We start from the raw sequence: 24833 nt of genomic DNA, 5'->3' as shown, positions 1-24833 counted from the left end.
GTGCGACACGACTTGGCTTTCCTCAGGTCACAATCTAAAGTTAACGTACCTTAACTTTGATCCAGGCCCCGTCGTCGAACCAGGAGCCCTCGTGTCCCAGCAATGCAATTCCCGTGGCCGACCCAGCCGTCCGAGCACACCGACCCTGCCCTCCACACACCCGATCCCCCGAGCCCTCGGCGTCGCCACTGCGGCCGCACTCGCCTTGGGCATCAGCGCCTGCGGCGGCACTGCGACGGCCGAAGGCGCCGGTGACAGACCGATGGTGCTCACCACCTTCACGGTGCTCGCAGACATCGCGGACAACGTCGCCGGCGACCACCTCGAGGTCGAATCGATCACGAAGGCCGGCGCGGAGATCCACGGCTACGAACCCACCCCGGGAGACATCCGCAAGGCCGCGAAGGCCGACCTCGTCCTCGACAACGGACTCAACCTCGAGCAGTGGTTCTCCCAGTTCGTCGACGACATCGACGTGCCTCACGCCGTCGTCAGCGAGGGCGTCGACGAGCTGTCGATCACCGGAGACGCCTATGCCGGCAAACCCAACCCGCATGCCTGGATGAGTCCGCTCAACGTTCAGATCTACGCCGAGAACATGGCCCACGCCTTCGCCGAGCTCGACCCGGAGCATGCCGATGACTACTCGGCCAACGCCGAAGACTACGGCGAGCAGCTCCAAGACGTTCAGGACGAGCTCGTCGACGACCTGGCGAGGCTGCCGAAGTCCCAGCGCGCGCTGGTCACCTGCGAGGGAGCCCTCTCCTACCTCGCCCGGGACGCCGGACTGAGCGAGAAGTACATCTGGCCGGTCAACGCCGAATCGCAGGCGACGCCGGGACAGATCACCTCGGCGATCGATTTCGTCGAGGACAACGAGGTTCCAGCCGTCTTCTGCGAATCCACGGTCTCCTCGGCGCCGATGGATCAGGTCGTCGAAGCCACCGACGCCGAATTCGGTGGCACTCTCTACGTCGATTCGCTCTCGGACGCCGACGGCCCGGTCCCGACCTATCTCGATCTCATCCGCCACGACGCGAAGACGATCGCTGCCGCGCTGACGGGAGGCGAGGCATGAGCACTCCCGCCATCACCGTCGCCGAGGCGACCGTCCACTACGGGCAGGTGCTCGCCCTCGACCGCGCCTGCCTGACACTCGAGCCCGGCCGGATCTGCGGCCTGGTCGGGATGAACGGTTCGGGCAAATCGACGCTGTTCAAAACCATCATGGGCATCGTCACCCCCGACTCCGGACGTGTGTCCATCAACGGAGAGTCCCCCGCGAAGGCCCGCCGGGCCGGACTGCTCGGCTATGTCCCGCAGAGCGAGGACGTCGACTGGGACTTCCCTGTCTCGGTCCGCGAGGTCGTCATGATGGGACGCTTCGGGCACATGGGCCCGCTGCGCATTCGCCGCAGGGCCGACCGCGAGGCCGTGGACCTGGCCCTCGAGCGGGTCGAACTCACCGATTTCGCCGACCGGCAGATCGGCCAGCTCTCCGGTGGGCAGAAGAAACGGGCCTTCGTCGCTCGCGGCATCGCCCAGGGAGCGAGGATCCTGCTGCTCGACGAACCCTTCGCCGGGGTCGACAAACGCAGCGAGGCCACCATCGTCCGGCTGCTCAAGGAGCTCGCGGCCACCGGGGTGACGGTGCTCGTGTCGACCCATGACCTGCATGCGCTGCCGGACCTCGCCGACGAGGCAGTCCTTCTCATGCGGCGAGTGCTGCTCCACGACTCCCCGGCCGAGGTGCTCCGTCCCGACAACCTCGCCCTGGCCTTCGGCCTCGACGTCACGGGCACGGCCGGCGGCGGTGATGCGGCATGAGCCTCATCGAACTCGCCCTCGAGCCCTTCGCCTTCGACTTCATGCTCCGGGCCCTGGCGACCACGCTCATCGCCTCGATCGTGTGCGCCCTGCTCTCGTGCTGGCTCGTGCTCATCGGCTGGTCGCTCATGGGCGATGCCGTCTCCCACGCCGTCCTCCCGGGGGTTGTGCTCGCCTATGTCCTCGGCGCACCTTTCGCCCTCGGAGCGGTGGTCTTCGGCTTCCTCGCCGTCGGGCTGATCGGCGCAGTGCGTGACACCAGCCGGATCAAGGAGGACGCCGCCATCGGCATCGTCTTCACGTCTCTGTTCGCGCTCGGCCTCGTCCTCATCTCCGTCACGCCCTCGCACGTCGATCTCAACCACATCATCTTCGGCAATCTGCTGGGCGTCTCGGCCACGGAGCTGGTGCAGGTGGCTGCGCTCGGCGTGATCACCCTGGCCGTGCTCGTGGCCAAGAACCGCGATTTCACGCTCTATGCCTTCGACCCCACCCATGCCCATGCCCTGGGGATCAATCCGCGCGTGCTCGGCGCGGTCCTGCTCGGGCTGCTCGCCCTGACCTCGGTCGTGGCACTGCAGGCCGTCGGAGTGGTCCTCGTCGTGGCGATGCTCATCATCCCCGGGGCCACGGCCTATCTGCTCACGGACCGGTTCCAGCGGATGCTGCTCATCGCCCCGGCCGTCTCGGTCCTGTGCGCGCTCATCGGCCTCTATTCGAGTTACTACCTCGACACGGCCTCGGGCGGGATGGTCGTACTCGCGCAGGGGGCGATCTTCCTCCTCGTCTATCTGTTCGCCCCACGCCAGGGGCTCATCGGCCGCAGTGTGTCCGCCCGCCGACGGCGCCGCCGGATCGGCGCGGGTCAGGTCGGGTGAGCGGAACCGCTGTCTGCCGCCTCGGCGGGGTCACGGGAGGTCAGCGGGCTCGCCGAGGGCGGTGGCACGGGCGACGGAGAGCCGCCTCGGCGGGGGCGGAGGACCGCACGCGCGGCACTCGGACCGGGGAAGTCGCGCGTGCGGCCACTCTCAGTCTATGCCGAGAACGAGGAGGACGATGAGGATGAGGTTGAGGACGATGATGAGCGCCGAGGCGGCCACCGCGACCACGGTGATCCAGCGTCCGTTCGCGTACTGCCCCATCACCGTCCGGCTCATCGTGAGCCTGACCAGGGGAATCATCGCAAACGGGATGCCGAGGCTGAGGACGACCTGGCTGAGCACGAGCGCCCAGGTCGGATCGACGCCGACCCCTAACAGGATGAGGGCGGGGATCATCGTCACCGCCCGCTGCCAGACGATCGGCACGTTGACCCGCAGCAGCCCCTGCATGATCGACGCTCCCGCGTAGGAGCCGACCGCGCTCGAGGCCAGGCCCGAAGCGAGCAAACCGATGCCGAAGAACAGCCCCACGACCTCGCCGAGGTTGGCCGTCACGACCGCATGAGCGCCCTCGATCGTGTCGGTGCCCTCCTGTCCGCGCAGCGAGGCGGCGGCCAGCAGCAGCATCGCGATGTTCACTGAACCGGCGATGACGAGGGAGAGCACGACATCCCAGCGGCTGGCTCGCAGCAGCTGGGGCACCGAGGCTCTGGGCGTTCTGCCGTGCCGGTCGACCGACAGCGCCGAATGCAGGTAGATCGCATGGGGCATCACGGTCGCGCCGAGCATGCTCGCCGCGAGCACCACCGAGTTCGTGCCCTCCAGTCTGGGGACGATTCCGCCGGCGGCCTGTCCCCAGTCCACGTCGCCGACGAACAGGCCTGCCAGAAAGCCAATGGCGATGATTGCGAGCAGGGTGATGATGACCGTCTCGAAGGGGCGCTGGCCGCGGGTGGACTGGATCGAGAGCAGGAACAGCGACACGACTCCGACGATGATCCCGCCGAGGAGGAGCGGCAGGCCGAAGAGGATGTTCAGGGCGATGGCGCCGCCGATCACCTCGGCGAGGTCGGTGGCGACGGCCACGATCTCCGCCTGCGACCAATAGGCCAGTCGGGACCTGCGGCTCAGTCGCTCGCCGAGCAGGCTCGGCAGAGACCTCCCGGACACCAGTCCGAGCTTCGAGGACAGGTATTGGACGAGAACGGCGATGAGGTTCGCGGCCACGAGCACCCAGACGAGCAGGTATCCGTATTCGGCGCCGGCGGTGAGGTTGGCCGCGACATTGCCCGGATCGACGTAGGCGATGGCGGCGACGAAGGCCGGACCGAGCAGAGCGACCGTGGAGATCCTCTTCTTCCGGCCGCGCCCGTCCGTGTGCACAGCGGAGGAGGAATCGACGTTCATGAAGTTAAGGTACATTAACTCTTTTCTGCGAGCAACAGGGTGTGGCGGCGGCAGGAAACCGGCACCCGCTCTGGAAAGCGACTCCGCCACCGTCGAGAGCCCGTGCGCCGTGGACTTCCGGCCGCGAGACCCGAGGCCGCGACATCCGGTCGGGATCGGGGCGCCTGCCTGCCGTAATCGTGTGTGAGCGAGCCCGTCCTGCGCTCTCCCCAGCTCTTGGGTGGGCGTTTTGGGCCGAGAATCCACGAGCCAGATCAGCCCTTTTCTCCCACCCAAGCGCCGAATCCGGGTGGGTTCGACTGCCCAAGGGCCGCGCGCGGATGGATTCGGATACCGATTCGGCGTCGCGCCCGCCGTGTTTCGCAGATAGACCGCGATTCCTCGTGCATGAGCTGCAGGTCTGGCCTAGAGTCGAAGTACGGCATCGGCGCCGGCGGAGGTGCCGAACCGTCCGGCAGAGGAGTGTGAACATGCCCGAATATGCCGACAGACGACGCACCCGCGACGAGACGCCCCAAGAGCGCCACGAACGATGGGCGTGGATCCATGACACTGCATCGATGACGGGGTGGGACTTCTCCCCGCTGGCAGGTCGCCTCATCGCCGACGACCCGCCGTGGGACTTCGACCAGATCTGCCTCGACGCGATGGCCGAGTCGAACAGCTGCCTGGATATGGGCACCGGCGGCGGCGAGCGCCTCATCGACCTCATCGACCGCCTCGACGAAGCCAGACCGCCCGGCGAATCCGCGCCCACGATCACCGCGAGCGAGGGATGGGAGCCGAACGTTCCGCTGGCCGCCTCGGCGCTGCGGGAATACGGGGTCGAAGTGACCAGGTACGACAGCGACCACCATCCGGAGATGCCCTGGGACGATGGCACGTTCGATCTCGTGATGAACCGGCACGAAAGCTACGACATCGCCGAGGTGGGCCGCGTGCTCGCCCCGGGAGGCCGCTTCGTCACCCAGCAGGTCGATGGGACCGAAGCCCAGGAGTTCCGGGATCTCTTCGGGGCCGGACTGGGCAACCTCGGTCAGCAGCTCGAACCCTGCCTCGACGAGGTCGAGAGTCAGGGCCTGACGATCGATGCGGCACGGAAGTGGCAGGGCACGATGTGCTTCACCGACGTCGAGGCGGTGATCGAATACCTCGCCTACATTCCCTGGGACGTTCCGGGTTTCTCCGTGATGCCCAATCTCGACGTGCTGGGGAGCCTCGCGAAGTCGACCGAGCCCATCGAGGTCACGCAGAAGCGATTCCTCATCGTCGCCCATCGCCCCTGAACGCCGCCCACCTCCCGGAGGCGCCGAAGGCAGGGCCTGGAGATCGCGCAGGAGGGAGGATTTCCCGACACTCCCTGCAGGACAGCCGCATGGGCCGGGCCGCCTCGGCGTCGATAGCGTCGAGGCATGACCTCGCCGGACTTCACCTACCCGCAGCCGACCGATGATGAGCTCGCGGCACAGCAGCCGCGGACCCCGAGTCCTCACGCCCCGCTGATCTACTCCTCCCCCGGCGCCGGCTTCGATCACTGCGAGTATGCGCCGCGCTCACGGGCGGCCGGCGCCACCCGTGCCGCCGGTACGGCCGGTGCCATTGGTACGACCCGTGCGGCCCGTGCCGCTGATCCGGCGGAGTCGCCTGCTCTGGGAAAGACGGCCCTGATCCTGTCGATCCTCGCCACGGTTCTGACTCTGGCCGCCTCGGCGCTCCTCGGTGCCACGGTCGGCCCCGCGGAGGCGGCCTCGGGCTACTACTTCACCGATACACCCGACTGGTACCAGGGCCTGGCCATCGGTCTCGTCGCACTCCAGGCACTGTGCGCCTGCCTCGGGACCGCAGCCATCGTCATGGGCATCGTCTCGACGATCACCGGGCGCGGTCGCACCTTCGGAATCGTCGCCATCGCCGCGGCGGCGGTCGCTCCCTTCGCCTCTTTCGGCACCTTCCTCGCCCTCAGCTTCGCCTTCGCCTGAGCGACCACGCATGCGATCCTCAGTGCTCGAACCGTCCGGATTCCGGCCGAGTGTTGACACCGTCCGCGGCACGATGCACGATTGAACAAATCGATTTGGCCGCTGATGTGCGGGCCGATGATCTTGATGCGCCCCGAGGAGCAGTGCCATGACCGCAGCGCCCAATGCCGACATCCATCCCGTCGATCGGCTCCGGCCGATCCACACACTGATCCCCTTCGCGATCCAGCACGTGCTGGTCATGGTGGCGACTCCGATCTCCTCGGTCTTCCTCATCGCCACTGCGCTCGGCTTGGACACGGCGACCACCTCGGCGGTGCTGTCGGCGGTCTTCGTCTTCTCCGGCCTCGGGTCGATCCTGCAGTCGGTGGGCGTGTGGAAGATCGGTGTTCGGCTGCCCTTCGTCATGCTCCCCGGCGGCGCGGCCACGATCCTCTTCATCACGATCGCCCAGGGCACCGATGTCGAGACCGCTGTCGGCGCCGTGCTGCTCACCGGTGTGTTCTACATCCTCGCGGTGACGCTGTTCGTCAAGGTGCTGAAGTTCTTCCCGCCGCTGGTCATCGGCATCATGGTCATCGTCATCGGCATCAACCTCGTCCAGGTCACCGGAAAGCTCATCGTCGGCGAAGCGGATGCCCCCGGTTTCGGTGACCCGCAGAACCTGCTGCTCGGCCTCATCACGATCGCCATCACCGTGCTGTGCTTCCGGTTCCTGCGGGGGATGCTCGGCAAGCTCTCGGTGGCCGTCGGACTCGTCGGCGGCACCGTCGTCGGCGCATTCATGGGCGCCACGGACTTCTCCGGTCAGGCCGACGGCCCGCTGTTCGCGTTCCCGGTCCTCTTCCCCTTCGGCTCACCGAAGTTCGATCTCATCGCCGCGATCCCGATGCTGCTGTGGGCACTGGCCTCCATGGCCGAGGCGACCGGACAGACGATCATCAACGGCGAGATCGTCGGGAAGGAGGTCGAACCCAGTCGTGCGGTTCCTCGTCTCATCCGCTCCGACGGCATCATCACTGCGCTCGGCGGAATCTTCGGCACACCGGCCATGGTCACCAGCGGCGAGAACGTCGGCATCGTCCGCGCCTCGGGCGTGCGCAGCCGATATGTGACCGCGATCGCCGGCATCATCCTCATCCTCATCGGCCTCAGCCCCGTGGCGCGCATCCTCAACGGCGTACCGTCGGCCGTCGTCGGCGGGACCGCCGTGGTCGTCTTCGCCATCATCGCCGTGCTCGGCATCCAGATGCTCGCGAAGATCGACTTCAACGAGACAGGAAACCTCATCACCGCCACTGTGGGCCTGGCCGCAGGGCTCATGCCCGTGCTCATTCCCGGCATGTATTCGCAGCTGCCGTCGAGCGCCGCCTCTCTGCTGGGCAGCGGTGTCGCCATGGCCGCCTTCGTCTCGGTGCTGCTCAATCTGCTCTTCCACCACACCGGAACACGCAATCGGCTTCCGAAGTCCCGGACCCCGATCGACGATCCGAGCCGCCTCGACCAGAGACCCTCGGACTACCGGATCTGAGGTCCGCCGTCGAAGGGCGGCTGCCGTGGTTTGTCGGTAGCCGCCGGCTGTCGCGAATTGCTCCTCGGCTGTTCACTGTCGGCGGTCGAGCACTCACGATCGCGAGCCGGCCGGTCTCAGCGACGCTGGGGGCCGGCGGTCGATTCCCGAATGACGAGCCGGGGGCTGGTCACAGGCAACGAGGCCGTGCCCGTCGCGGTCACCTCGGCGGGCTCACGAACGGCAGTCTCTCCGGCCCGTTCGGGCCCCTCGCCGTCGGCCGTGGACTCGGTCTCGTCGGTGCCCTCACCGTCGAGCACGGCCACGAGCTTCTCGACGGCCGCACTCGAGATCGCCTCGAGGCCGAGGTCGACCGCCGTCAGCGGCGGAACGCTGGTGCGGGCGCGCAGGCCGTCATATCGGGTGACGATGAGCAGGTCCTCGCCGACGCTTCTTCCAGCGTCCTTCGCAGCCCTCACCGCTCCGGTGGCGAAGGTGTCGACGGGGGCGAGCACCGCATCGATGTCCGGGTGTTCGCTCAGCAGCGTCTTCGTGGCTGCGTAGGCTGCCTCTTCTCCCCCGGTCTCGGTCGCCTCGGCGATCAGCGGTGTGAAACCGCGGGCTGCGGCGGTCTCGGCGTAGACGGCGCGGGCCGCTGTCTGGGCGCCGCGCAGGCTGCGGCTGACCAGCAGCGCCGGCTGTGCGGCGCCCTGCTCGATGAGGTGATCAAGCAGCAGCCCGGCTGTCGCCCGGTGGTGCAGGTCGATGCTCCACTTGCTGCCGGACCCTGCTTCGGCATCTCCGGGCTGATCGGCTGACCGTCCGCCACCCGCGCTCGGCCCGTCGATCGTGCCGGGCCCGTCGATCGTCACGTAGGGGATGCCGCGATCACGCAGCGCCTCGGCGAGGGGGTCGTCGACGGTCGGTTCGAGCAGGATCGCTCCGTCGATGTCGAGCAGATCGATGGGATCGGTCTCCTCATTGGGCGGGGCCAGCACGAAGACATAGCCCTTGAGCAGCGCGGTTCTCGCGCATCCCATGGCCAGTTCGGTGAAGAAGCCCAGCTGGGACGGGCCGGCCGACACGGCCGCCGGCATCGACGACAGCAGGGCGAGCGCCTGTGATCGGCCGGATCGCAGGCTCTGGGCACGGACGCTGGGCCGATAGTTCAGCCGCTCCGCGACTTCTCTGACCTTCTCACGAGTGGTCGCATTGACCTTGCCCTGACCGCTGAGCGCGTGCGAGACCGTCGTCCTCGACACACCTGCCTCACGTGCCACATCGGCGATCGTGACGCGGTGGACACGCGGGGATTCGGACATGGTTTCAGCCTACTTCACTGTGCCATCACAGAGATGCCAGCCGAGGGCGCCTGCAGATTTGCCTGTAGTCGACCGGCGCCGAGGCTCGATTCCCCGAACATAGGTCGCAAACGGACATTTTTCGCGCCCAGAAGTATCCGATTGCGACCTATTCTTGCGGCCCGAGTATCCGATTGCGACCACTAGTCGGTGCTGCCCCGGCGGCCCCACCTGTTCAGCGGCACAGCGCCTGGGCAGTCCCGCGCGCCTCCCCACACCGGGGCCCCGGCATTCTCGCCTTCGCGCCCTCATGCCTGGACGATGACGATCGCCCCGGAGACGATGGCGAAGCCGAGGACGATATAGCGCAGCACCGGTCCGTCGAGGCGGTGGTGGACGTAGCGGGAGAGGAACGAACCGATGGCCAGGAACGGCAGCATCCATGCCGTGACGATCATCGTCTCCGTCGTGACCTGCCCGCTGAAGGCGAGCACGATGAGCGAGATGACCTCGCCGACGAGGAAGCATACGGCCACCGTCGAACGCAGCTCCGGCCCCGGCCTGTGCTGGTAGGCCAGGGCGTAGGGCGGTCCGCCGATGCCGGTCGAGGTCTCGGTGACGCCGGTGATGAGACCGACGGTGGCGAGCACCGGACGGTTCGGGGAGAACTTCGGGGCGAGCAGAGCGATGAGCGCGGCGATGAGCGTGGACCAGCCGATGAGCAGCGCGAGCTGGTGGAGGTTGACGATGACGAGGATCCACAGGCCCGCGAAGGTGCCGGCGAAACGGCCGACGCTGATCCATGTCACCCCGGTCCAGTCGATGTGCTCACGTTCGCGTGCGGCGATGTAGAAGTTGAGCGGGATCATCAGCACGAGCAGCATCACGGGGATGAGACTCGGATCGATGAACGTCACGACCGGAGCGAGGATCATCGCGAACCCCATCCCCGTCGATCCCTGCACGAACGCGGAGACGAGGACGACGGCCGCGATGATCGCGAATGCGAGCATCGTCATCAGGCGCGGTCCCCCGCCGAGGCGGTCCCACCCGTGCGTGGGTCCCGCACTCCCGCGGTTCCTCCGTTCCCCGTTAAGTTCCCCGCCGAGGCGGCCGCGTGCTCGGTCATCCATGTCGCCCGGTGTTCGGCCGCACTCGGGTCGATGCGGGTGATCGGCGAGTTCTTCACGACGCGGTGAGAGACCTCCTGAGCGCGGTCGAGGAAGGCTCGGCCGTCCCAGTCGACGGGCCAGCCGTGTTCGAGCCGCAGCCGGCCGTCGACGATGACGGCCTCGATCTGGTCCCGGTTGGCCAGGCGCACGAGCTCCCAGGGTACGTCCCAGGAGGGCACGAACTCGGGGGTGTCGATGTCGACGACGAGCAGGTCGGCCCGGGCTCCGGGCGTGATCTCACCGATCTGCCCGCCCAGTCCGACGGCATTCGCGCCGCCGCGCAGACCCTGTTCGAGCCAGGTCCAGCCGCCGCCGGTCGAGGAGTCGACGACGTCCATTCCTCCCGTCAGCCGCTGCGCGGTCTCGGCGGCGTCGAGCAGGCGGAAGGCGTCCGAGCGGGTGCCGTCGGTGCCGAGGCCGATGCGGATTCCGAGTTCGTGCATGAGCAGGGCCGGCGCCACCGCGTTGCCCTTCCACGAGCTCGCCACCGGGTTGTACGAGATCGCGCCTCCGCAGTCGCGCAGCAGTCGGATCTCTCGTGGGGTGAGCAGAGTGGCATGCGCGGCGAGCAGTTCCGGGCCGAGCGCACCGAGGCGGGCCAGCCTCTCGAGCGGACGTTCTCCGCTCGAGGTCAGGGAGCGTTCGACGGCGACGATGTGTTCGTTGAGGTGCGTCTGGAAGGGCACTCCGGCCTCGCGGGCCATCTGCGTGAGCGCCACGAGAGCCTCGTCGGAGGCGACCTCCGGGATGGACACGGCGAGGGACGGGTGGACGAGCGGCTCGGCGTCCCACCTGGTCAGGTGGCGCTCGGCTGCGGCGGTCACCTCGGCGACGGTCGAGGTGCGCACGCCCCCGCCGAGGTCGTTGCAGATGATCCCGAGCACGCAGCGCAGCCCGACATCGGAGGTGACGTCGGAGATCGCGGAGACGTCGACGCTGGAACGAGTGCCGGCGTCGGCCACGGTGGTGAAGCCGCCGCGCAGAGATTCCCAGGCCGCGAGCCGGGTGGCGACGTCGATGGCCTCGGCGTCCATGTTCGACTCCATCGGCACCCAGACGCGCTGGAAGATCTCCGAGGGTTCGCCGAAGACGAGGGATTTGCCGAAGGTCTGCGTGAGATGGTGGTGGGCGTCGATGAACCCGGGCATGAGCAGGCGGCCGGGCAGGTCGATGCGGACGGCGGCCGGACGGGAGTGCGAGCCCGATTTGGATTCTTCGCCGGCTCCGTCGAGCTGTTCTTCGGCTGCGGCGGCCACCTCGGCGACGGGTCCGACGGCGCGGATACGGCCGCCCTCGACGAGGACCGCGTGACCGGACTGCGCACCTTCGGGCAGGAGGACCTTCTCGGGAACGAGCAGAGTCGGTGCCTGATGGAGCGCGCGCAGCTGAGTCATGGGATCCTTCATGCTCGAGGGTGGAGCCAAATCGATTTGGTCCTGTCTATTCTACGGTCGGCGGTGGGGAGGGTCAACGATTAGAATAAGGGGATGACGACCTTGCCGCTCACACCCGCCTCGGCGGATTACGGTCGACTCGAATGCGGGTATTTCGAGCGCGGGGAATGCCGTTCGTGCGCTCTCATCGAAACCGAGTACCGGCAGCAGATCACCGACGAGGAGATCTGGTGTCATGAGGTTCTGGCTGCCGTCGCGCCGTCGGTGTGGCTGCCGAGCTTCACCGGAGCTGTTCGCGACTTCCGCAACCGCGCGAAACTCGCCGTCGGAGGCAGAGCCGGGCAGGTGACCCTGGGCATCCTCGACCAGGAGTTCCACGGCGTCGACCTGCGCGAATGCGGGATCCAGGCACCGACGATCCGGGCGGTGATTCCGGTTCTCGCAGAGTTCCTCGATGCCACCGGGCTCGCGCCCTACGATGTCTCCGCTCGCCGAGGCGAGCTGAAGTTCGTCCATGTCACTGCGGCTCCGTCCGGGGACCTCATGATCAGGTTCGTCGTGCGCACTCAGCACGGTCTCGATGTGCTGCGATCGCGCCGGACCCGCTTCCTCGAACTCGTGCCGCACGCGCGCGTGGTCTCGGTCAACCTCCTGCCTGAGCACAAGGCCGTCCTCGAGGGAAGCCGCGAGGAGCTGCTGCACGGCGGCTCTCTGCGGATGAACCTCGACCGGGTGGATCTGCATCTGAGGCCGCAGAGTTTCTTCCAGACGAATACGACCGTGGCGATCGGCCTCTACGAGCAGGTCGCCGAGTGGGTGGAGGCGGTGGCGGCGGAGAGTCTGTGGGACCTCTACTGCGGTGTCGGCGGGTTCGCTCTCCACTGTGCGCAGCCGGGAGGCCGCAGCGGCGACGATCAGGATCACAGAGTCCGACGAGTCACTGGCGTCGAGGTCAGTGAGCAGGCGATCGAGTCCGCGAAGATCAGTGCGGAGGAGCTCGGCGTCGAGGCGCAGTTCCTCGCCGACGATGCCACGGAGTTCGCCGAGGCGGCCCTGACCGCCGGCGCAGCCGGTGCCGAACGGCCGGACTGCGTGATCGTCAATCCGCCTCGGCGCGGGATCGGGGCGCGACTGTCGGCCGCGCTCGAGGGCTCCGGCGTCGAGCACATCGTCTATTCGAGCTGCAACCCGGTCTCCCTGGCCAAGGACCTCGCCCGGATGCCCGGCTATGAGGCGACCCAGGCGCGGATCTTCGACATGTTCCCGCACACGAAGCACCTCGAGGTCGCCGTGGTGCTGACCCGCCGGTGAGACTGCTCTCGCCGATTGTTCCGCTCGGTGCTGCACGAAGCGACAACAGGGCCCCTCCCGGCGATCGTCCGGCCAAGGAGGACCGAGCCGCAGCTGCGCATCACCGCAGCTTCGCGGTCACCTCGGCGGCGGCGGTCCGCACCTGGTCGACCAGGTGTCCGGTGTCTTCGGGCATGGTCTCGGTGACCACCGAGAGCCCGATGGCGGCGATCGGCCGCCCCAGCACATCGAAGACGGGGGCCGCGATCGTCGAGATCCCGGGCGTGACCTCGCCGTGTTCGATCGCGCAGCCCGCCCGACGCTCCTGGGCGAGAACCGCGTTCAGGGCTTTGACCGAGGTCGGCCCCTTGCCCGTGCGGGAGACGAAGCCGGTCTCGGACTGCAGCATCGCGAGCACCTCGGACTTCGACAGCTGCGCGAGGATCGCCCGCCCCGTCGCGGTCAGGTAGCTGGGCATGCGCACGCCGGTGGCGGTGATGACGGCGACCGATTTGAGTGACTGCTCCTTGAGCACGTATTCGGTCTCCCAGCCGCGGATCACGGCGAGCTGCGCGGTCGTGGCCGTGTCCTCGGCCAACTGGCGCACGATCGGCTGCGCGAGCCGCTGCAGCGGGTTCGTCCGCAGGTAGGACGCCCCGAGCTCATGCACGCCGGCACCGAGGACGAAGCCCGATTCGGTGCGCGCGACGAGACCGAGCTCTTCGAGCACGGCGAGGATGTCGTAGGCGCTCGAGCGCGGAATGTCGAGGGACCGGACCAGGGCACCGGCCGTGATCGCTCGGTTCGACGAGGCCATGTGCCGCAGGATCGCGATCGCCCGGCGCAGGGCGGGGACCTCAGCCACGGCTGGCTCCTCCGAACCCGACGCTTCCGATGCCGCCGCCCCCGACGCCGACCGCGTCACGCCCGATGGCCTCGGCCATGGCTCAGCCCTCCATCCCCAGCGCCGCGAAGGCTTGCGTGTAGAGGGCCGAGATGTCTCCGAGTTCGGCGTGGACTCCCTCGCGCACCCGCACGCGGCCGCCGCTGACGGTGAGATGGACATCCGCCGAGGTGGCCGTGAGGATGATCTGTTCGTCGAGTGACCCGAAGGTGCGCCTGCTGTCAGTGCGCAGCGCCACGAAGTCGCAGGCCTTCCCGGCCTCGAGCGAACCGACGGGCAGTTCGAGGCTGCGGGCACCGCCCTCGGTGAGAGCGGTGATGAGCTCGGCCGGGGAGAAGCGACCGCGCTGACCTGAGCGCAGACGCTCTCCTGCCTCGAGTCCTTGGGTCTCGCGCAGGGCGTCGAGGACGACGTGCTGGTCGGATCCGAGCGAGATCACGGCCCCGGCCTCGGCGAGTTCGCGGGCCGGGCCGATGCCGTCGGCCAGGTCCGCCTCGGTGCACGGGCACATGACGATCGAGGCCCGGGACCGTCCGAGGACCGCGATGTCGTCCTCGCTCAAGTGGGTGGCGTGCACGGCCGAGAGGTTCGGTCCGACGACGCCGGAGCGGGCGAGCACCTGCGTCGGCGTCGTCCCGTACGCGGCCCGGCAGGCTTCGTTCTCCGCCGGCTGCTCGGACAGGTGGACATGCACCGGCCCGTCGAGTTCGGCGAACCGGGGAAGGTTGGCGGCGGGCACGGCGCGGATCGAGTGGATGGCCGCGCCAATGTGCACGAAACTCTCGCCGGGATCGCCGACGGGGAACTCATCGGCGAAAGCAGTCGACAGAGCCGCGTGGCGGTCCATGTAGCCGTCGATCGTGCCATCGCCGAACCGCGCCTGCTCATCGGAGAGTTCGGCATCGATGGCGCCGGTGAGATAGCAGGTGTCGAGCAGTCGGATCCGGATCCCCGCCGAGGCGGCCGCCCGTGCCAGCGCCCGCTCCATCGCGTGCGCCCTGTTCCCGGCGCTATCGCCGGCGGCGTCCCCGCGGGGACGGGACTCGTCCTCACGTGCGCTCGTGAACTCATTCGCCGCCGCGTCCCCGCGGGGACGTCCCAATTCGGGCTCGGCCCCATACGGTGTTCCGTCCTGTGCGTGGTGGACGTAGTGGAACTCCCCCACCGACGTGTATCCGCCGGCGAGCATCTCGGCGAACACGGCACGGGCCACGGTCTCATAGGATTCCGGTTCGAGCTTCGCCGCGACCGAGTACATGACTTCTCGCCAGGTCCAGAAGGTGCCGCCGTCGCCGTGGGTGCGGCCGCGCAGGATGCGGTGGAAGGCATGCGAGTGCGCGTTCACTCCGCCGGGCAGAGTGAGGCCGGGGACCACCTCGGCGCCGGCGGGGGCTGAGGTGACACCGGTCTCGACCGAACTGAGCGTGCCCGTGTCATCGGAGGTGAGCAGGACGCCGTTGGCCACGGCCCCGTCAACCCATGCGGACTCGCACCAGAACTGCATGCTCATCGCACGCCCCCGTTCCCTGCCGCGGAATCATCCGCGGGTCCGACTGCAGAGTCCTCCGTGGACCCGATCGCGGAATCATCCTCGGGTCCGGTCGGTTCGGTCAGCCCCAGTTCTCGTTCCAGCACTCTGACGAGGGCATCGACCCCGGCCCGCTGATCGTCGACCTCGCAGGCCTCTTCGGGCGCATGCGAGACACCGGTGGGGTTGCGGACGTAGAGCATCGCCGAGGGCACATGGGCGGCGAGGATGCCAGCATCGTGCCCGGCGCCCGAGGGCAGCAGCGGCGCCTGCGGCAGCACCGAGGTCAGCCGCGAGTTGAGTTCGGCGGTGAAGTGGGTGGTCGGCGAGTAGGACTCCTGCGAGACGGTCACCTGGACACCGGCATCGGCGGCGTGGGAGCCGGCGCGCTGGCGGATGGCGTCGAGCACCTGCTCGACGACGGCGTCATCGGGGTGGCGGATGTCGAGCCAGAAGCTCATGGCCGAGGCGATGACGTTCGTCCCGCCAGGGTGGATGAGCGTGCGCCCCACGGTGGCCACGGCGCTCGCGTCAGTGGCGGCCGCTAGTGTCGGGATATCCCCGATCACACGGGAGGCCGCGACAACCGGATCGGCACGGTGGCTCATCGGCGTCGTGCCGGCATGGTTGCCCTGCCCTGCGAAGGAGAAGTGCCAGCGGCCGTGGCCGATGATCGAGGAACCGATGGCCACGGCCTGATCGGTGCGGATCAGACCGATGCCCTGTTCGACATGGAGTTCGATGAATGAACCGATGCCGGCCAGCCGAGGCTGGTCACGCCCGACCCGCTCCGGGTCGAGGCCATAGCCACGGGCGACCTCGGCGAAGGTGTCCCCAGCCGAGTCCTTGAGCCCGAGTGCGCGTTCGGCGTCGATCGCGCCGGTGAGCAGCCGGGAACCGAGACAGGCCACGCCGAAGCGCGAGCCCTCTTCCTCGGGAAACACGGCCAGGGCGAGAGGTCGCCTGGCCCGTTCGAGCGCGCCGGAGGACTTCAGTTCGTCGAAGGCCGCCAGCGCCGAGGCGACCCCGAGGGGCCCGTCGAACTCACCGCCGCCGGGAACGGAGTCGAGATGGGAGCCGGTGACGACGGCGTTCTCACCGGGCGGGGTGGCCCAGGCCCAGGTGATGCCATTGGCATCGATCTCGGTGTCGAGACCGCGGCGGGCCGCCTCGGCGAGGAACCAGTCACGCAGTTCACGCTCCGTGGCCGAGAAGCCGGGGCGCTGGTAGCCCGGGCCGCGGACATCCCGACCGGTGTCCTCGATCTGCCTCAACAGGGAGACGACATCGCTCATCTCAGTTCACTCCGTTCGAAGTCAGTGGGTGTGGGGCCGCCCCGTGCTGGCAGCCCCGCGTCGGCATCAGTCCTGGTGGGTCGTCGCCGCAGCGGTCCCCGAGGCCTCGGCGGCCGCCTCGAGGTTGCCCAGGGCCGTGAACTCGGGATCGTTGACGGCCGGTCCACCGCCGGCCGGCTGCCAGGTGCCGGCAGCGGAGGTGACGGTGTGACGGAACTCGGCGACCGCCTCGGCGGCGGCGGTCAGCGTTCCGTCCTTGACCTTCGCAATGGTCTCGGCGAGCTCCGGGGACAGGAACCGGTCGGGGCCGGGGCCGGGCACGGTCTCACGGATGGTCGCGATCACGGCTCCGGTGACCGGGGCCGGGGCGGCCTCGCGCATATCGCAGGCGCGTGAGGCGGCGTAGAGTTCGATGCCGATGACGGAGGCGAGGTTGTCGACGACCTTGCGCAGCTTGCGGGCGGCCGACCAGCCCATGGACACGTGGTCCTCCTGCATCGCCGATGACGGGATCGAGTCGACCGAGGCAGGAGCCGCGCCCCGCTTGGCCTCGGAGACCATCGCGGCCTGCGTGTAGTGGGCGATCATCAGGCCCGAGTCGACGCCGGCGTCATCGGCGAGGAACGGGGTCAGGTCCTGGTTGCGGGTGACGTCCATCATCCGGTCGGTGCGGCGTTCGGACATCGAGGCGACGTCGGCGGCGACGATGGCGAGGAAGTCCAGCGCATGTGCCAGGGGCGCGCCGTGGAAGTTGCCGTTCGAGGAGACCATGCCGTTGGTGAGCACGACCGGGTTGTCGATGGCCGAGCGCAGTTCGCGTTCGGCGACCCCGGTGGCGAAGGCGACGGCGTCGCGGGCGGCGCCGTTGACCTGCGGGGCGCAGCGCATCGAGTAGGCGTCCTGAACGAGGTGGGTGGAATCGCGATGGCTGGCCGTGATGCCGGAGTCGGCGAGCGAGGCGAGCATGTTCGCAGCCGAGGCGGCCTGACCGTCGTGGGGGCGCAGAGCGTAATGGAGTTCGGGGGCGAAGACCGCATCGGTGCCGAACAGGCCCTCGATGCTCATCGCGGCGGAGATGTCGACGGCGGTGAGCAGGTTCTCGAGGTCGGTCAGGGCCATGATGAGCATGCCGAGCATGCCGTCTGTGCCGTTGACCAGAGCCAGGCCCTCCTTCTCGGCCAGGGTGACCGGGGTGATGCCGGCGGCGGCGAGGATCTCATCGGCAGGTCCGGCGACACCGTCGGGTCCTTCGGCCACGCCTTCGCCCATGACGACGAGTGCGCAGGCCGACAGCGGTGCGAGGTCTCCCGAGCAGCCGAGCGAACCGTACTCGTGGACGACGGGGGTGATGCCGGCGTTGAGCAGGTCCACATAGGTCTGGAGCACCTCGGCGCGGACTCCGGCGCGACCGGTGGCCAGCGTCCGCGCGCGCAGCAGCATGAGTGCGCGCACGACCTCGCGCTCGACGGGGTCGCCGACGCCGGCGGCATGGGAGCGGATGAGGGATTTCTGCAGCTGGGTGCGCAGTTCGGCGGGGATGTGACGCTGGGCGAGAGCGCCGAATCCGGTCGAGACGCCGTAGACGGGCTTCTCGGCCTGGGCAAGGGCGTCGACGGCCTCGCGGTACTTATTCACCCGGGCCAGGGTGGCCTCGGACAGGGAGACCTTGGCGTCGTGGCGGGCGACGTCGACCACCTGCGCGAAGGTGAGGGTATCGGGGTCGAGATCGATGAAATCGGTCATCAGGAGCCTTTCCTTGATTTCTTGAGGTGTGGAAGTCAGTCGTTCGGGCGGTTGTCGGCGATGAGATCGCCGCCGGAGTAGACGCGTTCGACGAGCTGGACGCCGGGCCGGTAGGCCAGATGTCGGCAGCTGGGCGCGTCGAGAACGGCGAGGTCGGCTCGGGCACCGACGCCGAGGTGTCCGATGTCGCGCCGCTGCAGAGCATTGGCGCCTCCGGCCGTCGCCGCCCACACCGCCTGCTCGACGGTGAAGTGCATGTCGCGGACGCCGATGGCGATGGCGAAGGGCACGCTGTTGGAGAAGCCCGAGCCCGGGTTGCAGTCGGTGGCGATGGCCAATCGCACTCCAGCATCTACGTATCGGCGGGCGTCGGGATAGGGCTGGCGGGTGGAGAATTCGATGCTCGGCAGCAGGGTGACCACGGTGCCGGCCTCGGCGAGGATTTTGAGGTCCTCATCCGAGGCGAAGGTCGCGTGATCGACGGAGGCGCAGCCGAGTTCGGCGCCGAGTCTGAGCGCCCCGCCCTCGGTGAGCTGGTTCGCATGCAGGCGCGGTTTCATGCCTGCGGCCTTGCCTGCCTCGATGATCCGCCGAGTCTGTTCCTCGGTGAAGGCGCCCTTTTCGCAGAACACGTCGATCCACTTCGCCTTGCCCTCTGCAGCCGGGATGATCTCGTCGATGACGAGGTCAACATAGCCGTCAGGGTTCTCCTTGAACTCGGGCGGGACGACGTGGGCGGCGATGAGGGTGGACTCATCGGTGTGCCGGTTGATGATGTCGAGAGCCTGGATCTCATCATCCAGTGTCAGCCCGTAGCCGGACTTGATCTCGAAGGTCGTCGTGCCCTGACGGCGAGCCTGGTCGAGCAGGTGGACGAGGTTGGCCTCGAGTTCGTCCTCCGTGGCCGCCCGGGTGGCTGCCACAGTGGTCGCGATGCCTCCAGCCGAGTACTTCTGCCCGGCCATGCGGGCGGCGAATTCCTCGGACCGGTCACCGGCGAAGACGAGGTGGTTGTGGCTGTCGACGAAGCCAGGGATGACGGCTCTGCCGCCCAGATCGATGGTCTCGATCGCTGCCAGCTCCCCCACCGAGGTGACCTCGCCGTTGACGATGTCATCGTCGTTGACCGCAGCGACCTCGGGGCGCGGGGCCGCCGGAGCGCTGTCGTCGACTCCGCCCGGTCGCTCTTCGCCGGCGCCGAAATGCGCAGCGACTGCGGTGTCCGCCTGGGCGGACGGTCCGGACCAGACGACCCGGCCGTCGTCGATGAGCAGCGCGGCATCGGCGATGACGTCGAGCTCGCCGAGGTTGTCGAGGTCGTTGACGACCAGCTCGCTGATCCCGGTGAATAGCTGCATGATGCGTCGGCCCCTTCCGATCGAGAATCCTTCAATCCCAGTATGGACTGCGTGCTCGCGGCGCAGAACCGCGCGCAAAGATATTCGTCCGATATTTCGGACAAGTGCAGCGCAAGGAGCACTTCTGTCCAGAGGCCGCACTCGTGGCAGCGCGCCCCTACACGCAGAGGTGCAGGGAACGAGGCGCCCGCTCCTGCGCGCCGAGAGCCCACAACTGCTGCGGACACCACGACGGAGCCCGCAGCCGAGCGGTACCCTGGCACCACACATGCCATTCGGCATCGGACCACGGACGAAGGAGACCAACGATGAGCACTGACAGCCGCCTCGGCGCGGGCGAAGACACCGGCAACACACGTTCGCTGGCCGGACGCACGATCATTATGAGCGGAGGCAGCCGAGGGATCGGACTGTCGATCGCACTGCGCGCAGCGCAGGACGGGGCGAATGTGGCGATCGTGGCGAAGACCGCCGAGCCGCATCCGAAGCTCGAGGGGACCATCTACACTGCGGCCGAGCAGATCGAAGCGGCCGGCGGCAGGGCACTGCCGATCATCGGCGACGTCCGTGACGATGACTCCGTCGCCGAGGCCGTCGCCACGACCGCGCAGACCTTCGGCGGGATCGACATCGTCGTCAACAATGCCAGCGCCATCGACCTGTCGACGACGGCGGACTTGTCGATGAAGAAGTTCGACCTCATGCAGTCGATCAACGCGCGCGGCTCGTTCCTGCTCGCCAAGACAGCGCTGCCGCACCTCAAGGCCTCGAACGCCGCACATGTGCTCACCCTCTCCCCTCCGCTCAACCTCAACCCCGCGTGGGCGGGCAAGCACCTGGGCTACACGATGGCCAAGTACGGAATGTCCCTGGTCACGCTCGGGCTGGCCGAGGAGCTCAAGGCCGATGGGGTGGCGGCGAACAGCCTCTGGCCGAAGACGACGATCGCGACGGCGGCGGTGAACAACCTCCTCGGCGGGGCTGAGCTCATGGCCCGCAGCCGCAGGCCCGAGATCGTGTCCGAATCGGCATGGACGATCCTCACCTCGGATCCGCGCGAGGTCACCGGGAACTTCTTCATCGACGAAGAGGTGCTGGGAGCGCAGGGGGTGACGGACTTCTCCGTCTACAACCACGACCCGCAGGCCACGGACCTCGAGCTCGACATCTTCCTCGACGAGTAGGGCTCGAGCGGTGGCACTTACGCCGACGGCTCGATCCACGACAGAGAGCCCCGTTCGCAACGGAAGCTTCCAGTCGTAGACCGAGCTCTCGGCTCAGGCGCCGCAGTCCCACGCAGCCCGCAGCCCACTTACTGCGCGGCGGAGTCCTCGTCGCGCTGATCGAGCTCCGGGATCATCGGCACACGCTGACCGCGGTCGCGGGCGACCTCGGCGGCACGGTCATAGCCGGCGTCGACGTGGCGGATGACGCCCATGCCGGGGTCGTTGGTGAGCAGACGGGCGAGCTTCTGCGCGGCGAGCTCGGTGCCGTCGGCCACGGAGACCTGGCCGGCGTGGATGGAGCGGCCGATGCCGACGCCGCCGCCGTGGTGGATGGACACCCAGGTGGCACCCGACGAGGTGTTGACCAGCGCGTTGAGCAGCGGCCAGTCGGCCACGGCGTCCGTGCCATCGAGCATCGACTCGGTCTCACGGTAGGGGCTGGCGACCGAACCGGAGTCCAGGTGGTCGCGGCCGATGACGATCGGGGCCGAGATCTTGCCCTCGGCGACGAGGCGGTTGAACAGCAGGCCCGCCTGGTGGCGTTCCTTGTAGCCGAGCCAGCAGATGCGGGCGGGCAGTCCCTCGAACTCGACGTATTCCTGCGCTGCGTCGAGCCACGTGTGCAGGTGTTCGTTCTCGGGGAAGAGTTCTTTCAGTGCCTGGTCGGTGACTTCGATGTCCTTCGGGTCACCGGAGAGCGCGACCCAGCGGAACGGTCCGAGGCCCTCGCAGAAGAGCGGTCGGATGTAGGCGGGGACGAAGCCGGGGAATTCGAAGGCGCGGTCGTAGCCGGCCTTGCGGGCCTCGTCGCGGATCGAGTTGCCGTAGTCGAAGACCTCGGCGCCGCGATCCTGGAACTCGACCATGGCGCGCACGTGCTTGGCCATGGACTCCTCGGCGCGGATGGTGAACTTCTCGGCGTCCTGCTCGGCCTCGTCGTGCCAGTCATCGACGCTCACGCCGACGGGCAGGTAGGACAGCGGATCGTGGGCGGAGGTCTGGTCGGTGACGATGTCGACTTCGGCGGCCTCGGGGCGGTCGAGGATCATCGGCAGGATCTCGGCGGCATTGCCGACGAGCCCGACCGACAGGGCCTGCTTGTTCTTCTTGGCCTCGATGACCTTGTTCAGCGCGGTGTCGAGATCGGTCTCGACCTCGTCGAGGTAGCGCTTGCCCTTGCGGCGGTCGAGGCGGGTCTTGTCGACGTCGATGATGAGGCAGGCGCCGCCGTTGAGCGTCACGGACAGGGGTTGCGCGCCGCCCATGCCGCCGCAGCCGGCGGTGATGGTCAGCGTGCCGGCCAGGGTGCCGTCGAAGCGCTTGCGGGCGATGGCGCCGAAGGTCTCGTAGGTGCCCTGGAGGATGCCCTGCGTGGCGATGTAGATCCAGGAGCCGGCCGTCATCTGGCCGTACATCATCAGGCCTTCGGCCTCGAGCTCGCGGAAGTGCTCCCAGTTCGCCCAGTCACCGACGAGATTCGAGTTCGCGATGAGCACGCGCGGGGCCCATTCGTGGGTGCGCATGACTCCGACGGGCTTGCCGGACTGGATGAGGAGGGTCTCGTCGTCCTCGAGGTCGTCGAGGGTCTTGACGATGGCGTCGTAGGCTTCCCAGGAGCGCGCCGCGCGACCGGTTCCGCCGTAGACGACGAGGTCCTCGGGGCGCTCGGCGACCTCGGGGTCGAGGTTGTTCATGAGCATGCGCTTCGGCGCTTCGGTCTGCCAGGACTTCGCGGTGATCTCGGTTCCGCGGTCGGCGCGGATGACCCGGCTCGGGTCGTGCTGGGTGAACGACGGCTTGGTGGTCATGGGGTTCTCCTTGTCGCTGTGTCCGACGAGGCGGACCCAGTGGCCCGCTTCATCGCTGCGCCGAGGGATGTCCTCCCCTGCGCTGTCTGCTCTGACTACACCATCCATTCTGTCGGCTGGGCAGGATTCCGAAAGTGGCTCAAGCCAAGTTCTGTCCGATATTTCGGACGGCCCTGGTGCGCGTCCGTTCCGAGGCGCACACTGGATCCACGCCATGGCAGTGCTCGAGCGCGACGATGGGCGGGCTCACGCCAGGCGTTCGTGCCCCACGCGAATGTTCGCGCCCGCCCTACGTGCCCCAACCCGTGAGAAGAGGAACGATGAGCCGCATCGTGTACTCCCTGTCCACCTCGCTCGACGGGTACATCGTCGACGCCGAGGGGCAGTTCGATTGGTCGGTCCCCGACGAAGAGGTCTTCGCTCTCGCCCTGGAGGAGGCGCAGGGACTGAGCGCCCACCTGCTCGGCCGCCGGCTCTACGAGACGATGGTCTATTGGGAGACTGCGGACCGGGACCCGAATCTCGACTTCGCCGAGGCCGGTTTCGGTCGGCTCTGGCGGGCGTTGCCGAAGCTCGTCTTCTCGTCGACTCTGACCGGGGTCGTCGGCAATTCCGAGCTGGCGGCAGAACCCCTCGCCGAGGCTGTCGCGCGCCTCCGCAGCGAACACCCCGATGGTGAGATCGGCATCGGAGGGGCCGGACTCGCCGCCCAGGCGGCCGATCTCGACCTCATCGATGAGTACCGCATCCGCGTCCACCCGGTCCTCGTCGGCGGCGGCACGCCGTTCTTCGCCCACCACGGAAGACACGCGAACCTCGAACTCCTCGAGTCCCGGACCTTCGCCTCGCAGGTCATCTACCTTCGCTACGGCGTTCCACGCTGACGCCGCGCCCGCATCGACCCGACATTTTCCCACGCGAGGCCCTTCGGCCTGCGCCTCCCACGGTCCGTGCCTCATCGGCCCGCGCGCCTTCGCGTGCCCCAACGCCCGCGGAAGCCTGCAGCCAGATGATTTCGTGTCCGGTCGCGAGCAGGATAACTCGTGTCCGGTCGCGAGCAGGATAAGGTGGGAGAAATCTCGGAGCCACCGGCCTGCCCTCGCTGATGCACCCGCGGAGGGCCTGAGACAAACTGCCTACAGTGTCACTGGCTAGGGATCGCAGACGACCGCAAATTCCTCTTTCACCAAAAGATCGCAACTATTATTGCCTGTTTATGCAATAATCTGTGGCAAGCGTCCGGCTCGGCGAAGATGAGCCCGACCGCTCAGACGCAGGAGCCCCGTGCCCTTGAGAGAAGAACCCGGAGATCGACCATGGAGCTGCAGCAGATCCGCGCCTTCGTCGCCGTGGCCGAGGAACTCCACTTCGGTCGCGCCGCCGAACGCCTCGGCATGGCCCAGCCGCCCCTGAGCCGCACGATCCGGGCGCTTGAGGCCGAACTCGGAGCCTCCCTGTTCCAGCGCACCACCCGCTCGGTCAGCCTCTCACCGGCGGGCAGCGCCCTGCTCGAACCGGCCAAGCACATGCTCGCCACCCAGCAGGCCGCCATCGAATCGGTCCACCGCTCCTCCAGCGGCCAGGTCGGCCACGTGCGCTTCGGCTACTCCCATCCCTCCTCGCGCGAGCTCGCCGCCGCCCTCGTCGCAGCCTCGCACGAGAGAAATCCAGGAATCGTCTTCCAACTCGAGTCGACGGTCTACGCCGATGAGGGACTCGAGCGGATCATCGACGGCAGCCTCGATCTTGCGCTCGTCCGCTGGCGCCAGCGTCCTCCGCTGATCGCCGGGCGTCCGGTGGCGATCGAACGCCCCTGCGTCGCCATGCCGAGCTCGCACCGACTGGCCGGCCGGAAGACGGTGAATGTCGAGGAACTCGCCGACCAACCCTTCGTCCTGCTGCCGGCCCGGCCGAACTCGAATCTCCGCGAGACCGCCATGCGTCTGTGCCTCGACGCGGGTTTCAATCCGCGTGTGATTCAGGAGGCCCCGGACTCCCAGTCGATCTCCGCGCTCGTCGCCGCCGGCATGGGCGTGACGATCACCTTCGACTCGGTCGCCGCCGGCTACGACTCACGGATCTCGGCCGTGCCGCTCAATGCCCCGGACGAGATGACCCAGCTCTACCTCGCTCACCGGCTCGACCACCAGGATGCGGCTCTGGACACCGTCCTCGACGTCGCCGAGGCAGTGCTGCCGACCGTGCGCTGA

20 protein-coding genes are annotated in these 24833 nt (G+C 68.1%); 10 read left to right on the top strand and 10 right to left on the bottom strand.

Going from position 1 to position 24833, the window contains the following annotated elements:
* The first annotated feature begins 145 nt into the window (after positions 1–145).
* Genes IIE29_RS14320 through IIE29_RS14310 form a run of 3 tightly spaced genes read left to right on the top strand, consistent with a single transcriptional unit; the run spans position 146 to position 2705 of the window.
* Positions 146–1078, top strand: coding sequence for a metal ABC transporter substrate-binding protein (locus IIE29_RS14320; protein ID WP_246475971.1), 933 nt, complete (start codon positions 146–148; stop codon positions 1076–1078).
* Positions 1075–1827: a metal ABC transporter ATP-binding protein gene (locus tag IIE29_RS14315; RefSeq protein ID WP_209325978.1), complete on the top strand. Its 753-nt coding sequence runs from the start codon at positions 1075–1077 to the stop codon at positions 1825–1827. The genes IIE29_RS14320 and IIE29_RS14315 overlap by 4 nt, the downstream gene beginning before the upstream one ends.
* A complete protein-coding gene (locus IIE29_RS14310; protein WP_209325977.1) occupies positions 1824–2705 on the top strand; it encodes a metal ABC transporter permease in 882 nt (293 codons plus the stop codon). The genes IIE29_RS14315 and IIE29_RS14310 overlap by 4 nt, the downstream gene beginning before the upstream one ends.
* Before the next feature lie 150 nt (positions 2706–2855).
* On the opposite strand, the gene IIE29_RS14305 is transcribed toward IIE29_RS14310, so the two are convergent.
* A complete protein-coding gene (locus IIE29_RS14305; protein ID WP_246475966.1) occupies positions 2856–4130 on the bottom strand; it encodes an Nramp family divalent metal transporter in 1275 nt (424 codons plus the stop codon).
* A gap of 455 nt (positions 4131–4585) precedes the next feature.
* On the opposite strand from IIE29_RS14305, the gene IIE29_RS14300 reads away from it, so the two are divergent.
* The 3 genes from IIE29_RS14300 (at position 4586) to IIE29_RS14290 (ending at position 7625) form a co-directional block, all read left to right on the top strand.
* Positions 4586–5401, top strand: a complete 816-nt coding sequence (locus tag IIE29_RS14300) for a class I SAM-dependent methyltransferase (RefSeq protein ID WP_209325976.1) — start codon at positions 4586–4588, stop codon at positions 5399–5401.
* A 126-nt stretch (positions 5402–5527) separates the two neighbouring features.
* Positions 5528–6094 (top strand): hypothetical protein, encoded by a 567-nt coding sequence (locus IIE29_RS14295; protein ID WP_209325975.1) that lies wholly within the window; start codon positions 5528–5530, stop codon positions 6092–6094.
* Positions 6095–6242: 148 nt separating this feature from the next.
* Positions 6243–7625: a uracil-xanthine permease family protein gene (locus IIE29_RS14290; protein WP_209325974.1), complete on the top strand. Its 1383-nt coding sequence runs from the start codon at positions 6243–6245 to the stop codon at positions 7623–7625.
* 116 nt (positions 7626–7741) lie between these two features.
* Here the strand turns inward: IIE29_RS14290 and IIE29_RS14285 are convergent, their stop codons facing one another.
* The 3 genes from IIE29_RS14285 to IIE29_RS14275 all read right to left on the bottom strand — a co-directional run bounded on the left by IIE29_RS14285 (position 7742) and on the right by IIE29_RS14275 (position 11471).
* Positions 7742–8926, bottom strand: a complete 1185-nt coding sequence (locus tag IIE29_RS14285; protein WP_209325973.1) for a LacI family DNA-binding transcriptional regulator — start codon at positions 8924–8926, stop codon at positions 7742–7744.
* Between the two features lie 287 nt (positions 8927–9213).
* A complete protein-coding gene (locus tag IIE29_RS14280) occupies positions 9214–9924 on the bottom strand; it encodes a sulfite exporter TauE/SafE family protein (protein ID WP_209325972.1) in 711 nt (236 codons plus the stop codon).
* Complete coding sequence (locus IIE29_RS14275) at positions 9924–11471, bottom strand: amidohydrolase family protein (protein ID WP_209325971.1); 1548 nt, start codon at positions 11469–11471, stop codon at positions 9924–9926. Before IIE29_RS14275 ends, IIE29_RS14280 begins: the two co-directional genes overlap by 1 nt.
* Positions 11472–11564: 93 nt before the next feature.
* Between IIE29_RS14275 and IIE29_RS14270 the strand changes: the two genes are divergently transcribed.
* Entirely contained in the window at positions 11565–12782 is a 1218-nt protein-coding gene (locus tag IIE29_RS14270; RefSeq protein WP_209325970.1) for a methyltransferase domain-containing protein, read from the top strand.
* Between the two features lie 100 nt (positions 12783–12882).
* Here IIE29_RS14270 and IIE29_RS14265 read toward each other — a convergent pair whose 3' ends face one another.
* The 5 genes from IIE29_RS14265 to hutI form a co-directional block, all read right to left on the bottom strand.
* Complete coding sequence (locus tag IIE29_RS14265; RefSeq protein WP_209325969.1) at positions 12883–13626, bottom strand: IclR family transcriptional regulator; 744 nt, start codon at positions 13624–13626, stop codon at positions 12883–12885.
* Positions 13627–13708: 82 nt separating this feature from the next.
* Entirely contained in the window at positions 13709–15175 is a 1467-nt protein-coding gene (locus IIE29_RS14260) for a formimidoylglutamate deiminase (RefSeq protein ID WP_209325968.1), read from the bottom strand.
* Positions 15172–16488 (bottom strand): allantoate amidohydrolase, encoded by a 1317-nt coding sequence (locus IIE29_RS14255; RefSeq protein WP_209325967.1) that lies wholly within the window; start codon positions 16486–16488, stop codon positions 15172–15174. The genes IIE29_RS14260 and IIE29_RS14255 overlap by 4 nt, the downstream gene beginning before the upstream one ends.
* Positions 16489–16554: 66 nt before the next feature.
* Positions 16555–18231: a histidine ammonia-lyase gene (gene hutH, locus IIE29_RS14250; RefSeq protein ID WP_209325966.1), complete on the bottom strand. Its 1677-nt coding sequence runs from the start codon at positions 18229–18231 to the stop codon at positions 16555–16557.
* Between the two features lie 35 nt (positions 18232–18266).
* Positions 18267–19589 carry an imidazolonepropionase gene (hutI, locus tag IIE29_RS14245; RefSeq protein WP_209325965.1) on the bottom strand — a complete coding sequence of 441 codons (1323 nt, stop codon included), beginning with the start codon at positions 19587–19589 and terminating at the stop codon, positions 18267–18269.
* 308 nt (positions 19590–19897) lie between these two features.
* Here hutI and IIE29_RS14240 point away from each other — a divergent pair, with 308 nt between their 5' ends.
* Positions 19898–20773 (top strand): SDR family oxidoreductase, encoded by an 876-nt coding sequence (locus IIE29_RS14240; RefSeq protein ID WP_209325964.1) that lies wholly within the window; start codon positions 19898–19900, stop codon positions 20771–20773.
* Between the two features lie 128 nt (positions 20774–20901).
* Here the strand turns inward: IIE29_RS14240 and hutU are convergent, their stop codons facing one another.
* On the bottom strand, positions 20902–22623 hold the full coding sequence (hutU, locus tag IIE29_RS14235; protein ID WP_209325963.1) for a urocanate hydratase: 1722 nt from the start codon (positions 22621–22623) through the stop codon (positions 20902–20904).
* 320 nt (positions 22624–22943) lie between these two features.
* Here hutU and IIE29_RS14230 point away from each other — a divergent pair, with 320 nt between their 5' ends.
* Both IIE29_RS14230 and IIE29_RS14225 read left to right on the top strand, forming a co-directional pair.
* Positions 22944–23507, top strand: a complete 564-nt coding sequence (locus IIE29_RS14230; protein WP_209325962.1) for a dihydrofolate reductase family protein — start codon at positions 22944–22946, stop codon at positions 23505–23507.
* A 432-nt stretch (positions 23508–23939) separates the two neighbouring features.
* Positions 23940–24833 (top strand): LysR family transcriptional regulator, encoded by an 894-nt coding sequence (locus IIE29_RS14225; RefSeq protein ID WP_209325961.1) that lies wholly within the window; start codon positions 23940–23942, stop codon positions 24831–24833.

It is taken from the genome of Brevibacterium renqingii (assembly GCF_017808095.1).
GTDB classification, from domain to species: Bacteria; Actinomycetota; Actinomycetes; order Actinomycetales; family Brevibacteriaceae; genus Brevibacterium; species Brevibacterium renqingii.
Note: the sequence above shows the minus strand (reverse complement) of the source record. Positions and strands in the feature narration are given on the sequence as shown.

Bases quoted from the DNA above. Each gene is read 5' to 3' on its own strand.
- IIE29_RS14315 (WP_209325978.1), top strand. From the start codon at position 1,075: ATGAGCACTCCCGCCATCACCGTCGCCGAGGCGACCGTCCACTACGGG.
- IIE29_RS14310 (WP_209325977.1), top strand. From the start codon at position 1,824: ATGAGCCTCATCGAACTCGCCCTCGAGCCCTTCGCCTTCGACTTCATG.
- IIE29_RS14305 (WP_246475966.1), bottom strand. From the start codon at position 4,130: ATGTACCTTAACTTCATGAACGTCGATTCCTCCTCCGCTGTGCACACG.
- IIE29_RS14300 (WP_209325976.1), top strand. From the start codon at position 4,586: ATGCCCGAATATGCCGACAGACGACGCACCCGCGACGAGACGCCCCAA.
- IIE29_RS14295 (WP_209325975.1), top strand. From the start codon at position 5,528: ATGACCTCGCCGGACTTCACCTACCCGCAGCCGACCGATGATGAGCTC.
- IIE29_RS14290 (WP_209325974.1), top strand. From the start codon at position 6,243: ATGACCGCAGCGCCCAATGCCGACATCCATCCCGTCGATCGGCTCCGG.
- IIE29_RS14285 (WP_209325973.1), bottom strand. From the start codon at position 8,926: ATGTCCGAATCCCCGCGTGTCCACCGCGTCACGATCGCCGATGTGGCA.
- IIE29_RS14280 (WP_209325972.1), bottom strand. From the start codon at position 9,924: ATGACGATGCTCGCATTCGCGATCATCGCGGCCGTCGTCCTCGTCTCC.
- IIE29_RS14275 (WP_209325971.1), bottom strand. From the start codon at position 11,471: ATGACTCAGCTGCGCGCGCTCCATCAGGCACCGACTCTGCTCGTTCCC.
- IIE29_RS14270 (WP_209325970.1), top strand. From the start codon at position 11,565: ATGACGACCTTGCCGCTCACACCCGCCTCGGCGGATTACGGTCGACTC.
- IIE29_RS14260 (WP_209325968.1), bottom strand. From the start codon at position 15,175: ATGAGCATGCAGTTCTGGTGCGAGTCCGCATGGGTTGACGGGGCCGTG.
- IIE29_RS14255 (WP_209325967.1), bottom strand. From the start codon at position 16,488: ATGAGCGATGTCGTCTCCCTGTTGAGGCAGATCGAGGACACCGGTCGG.
- hutH (WP_209325966.1), bottom strand. From the start codon at position 18,231: ATGACCGATTTCATCGATCTCGACCCCGATACCCTCACCTTCGCGCAG.
- hutI (WP_209325965.1), bottom strand. From the start codon at position 19,589: ATGCAGCTATTCACCGGGATCAGCGAGCTGGTCGTCAACGACCTCGAC.
- IIE29_RS14240 (WP_209325964.1), top strand. From the start codon at position 19,898: ATGAGCACTGACAGCCGCCTCGGCGCGGGCGAAGACACCGGCAACACA.
- hutU (WP_209325963.1), bottom strand. From the start codon at position 22,623: ATGACCACCAAGCCGTCGTTCACCCAGCACGACCCGAGCCGGGTCATC.
- IIE29_RS14230 (WP_209325962.1), top strand. From the start codon at position 22,944: ATGAGCCGCATCGTGTACTCCCTGTCCACCTCGCTCGACGGGTACATC.
- IIE29_RS14225 (WP_209325961.1), top strand. From the start codon at position 23,940: ATGGAGCTGCAGCAGATCCGCGCCTTCGTCGCCGTGGCCGAGGAACTC.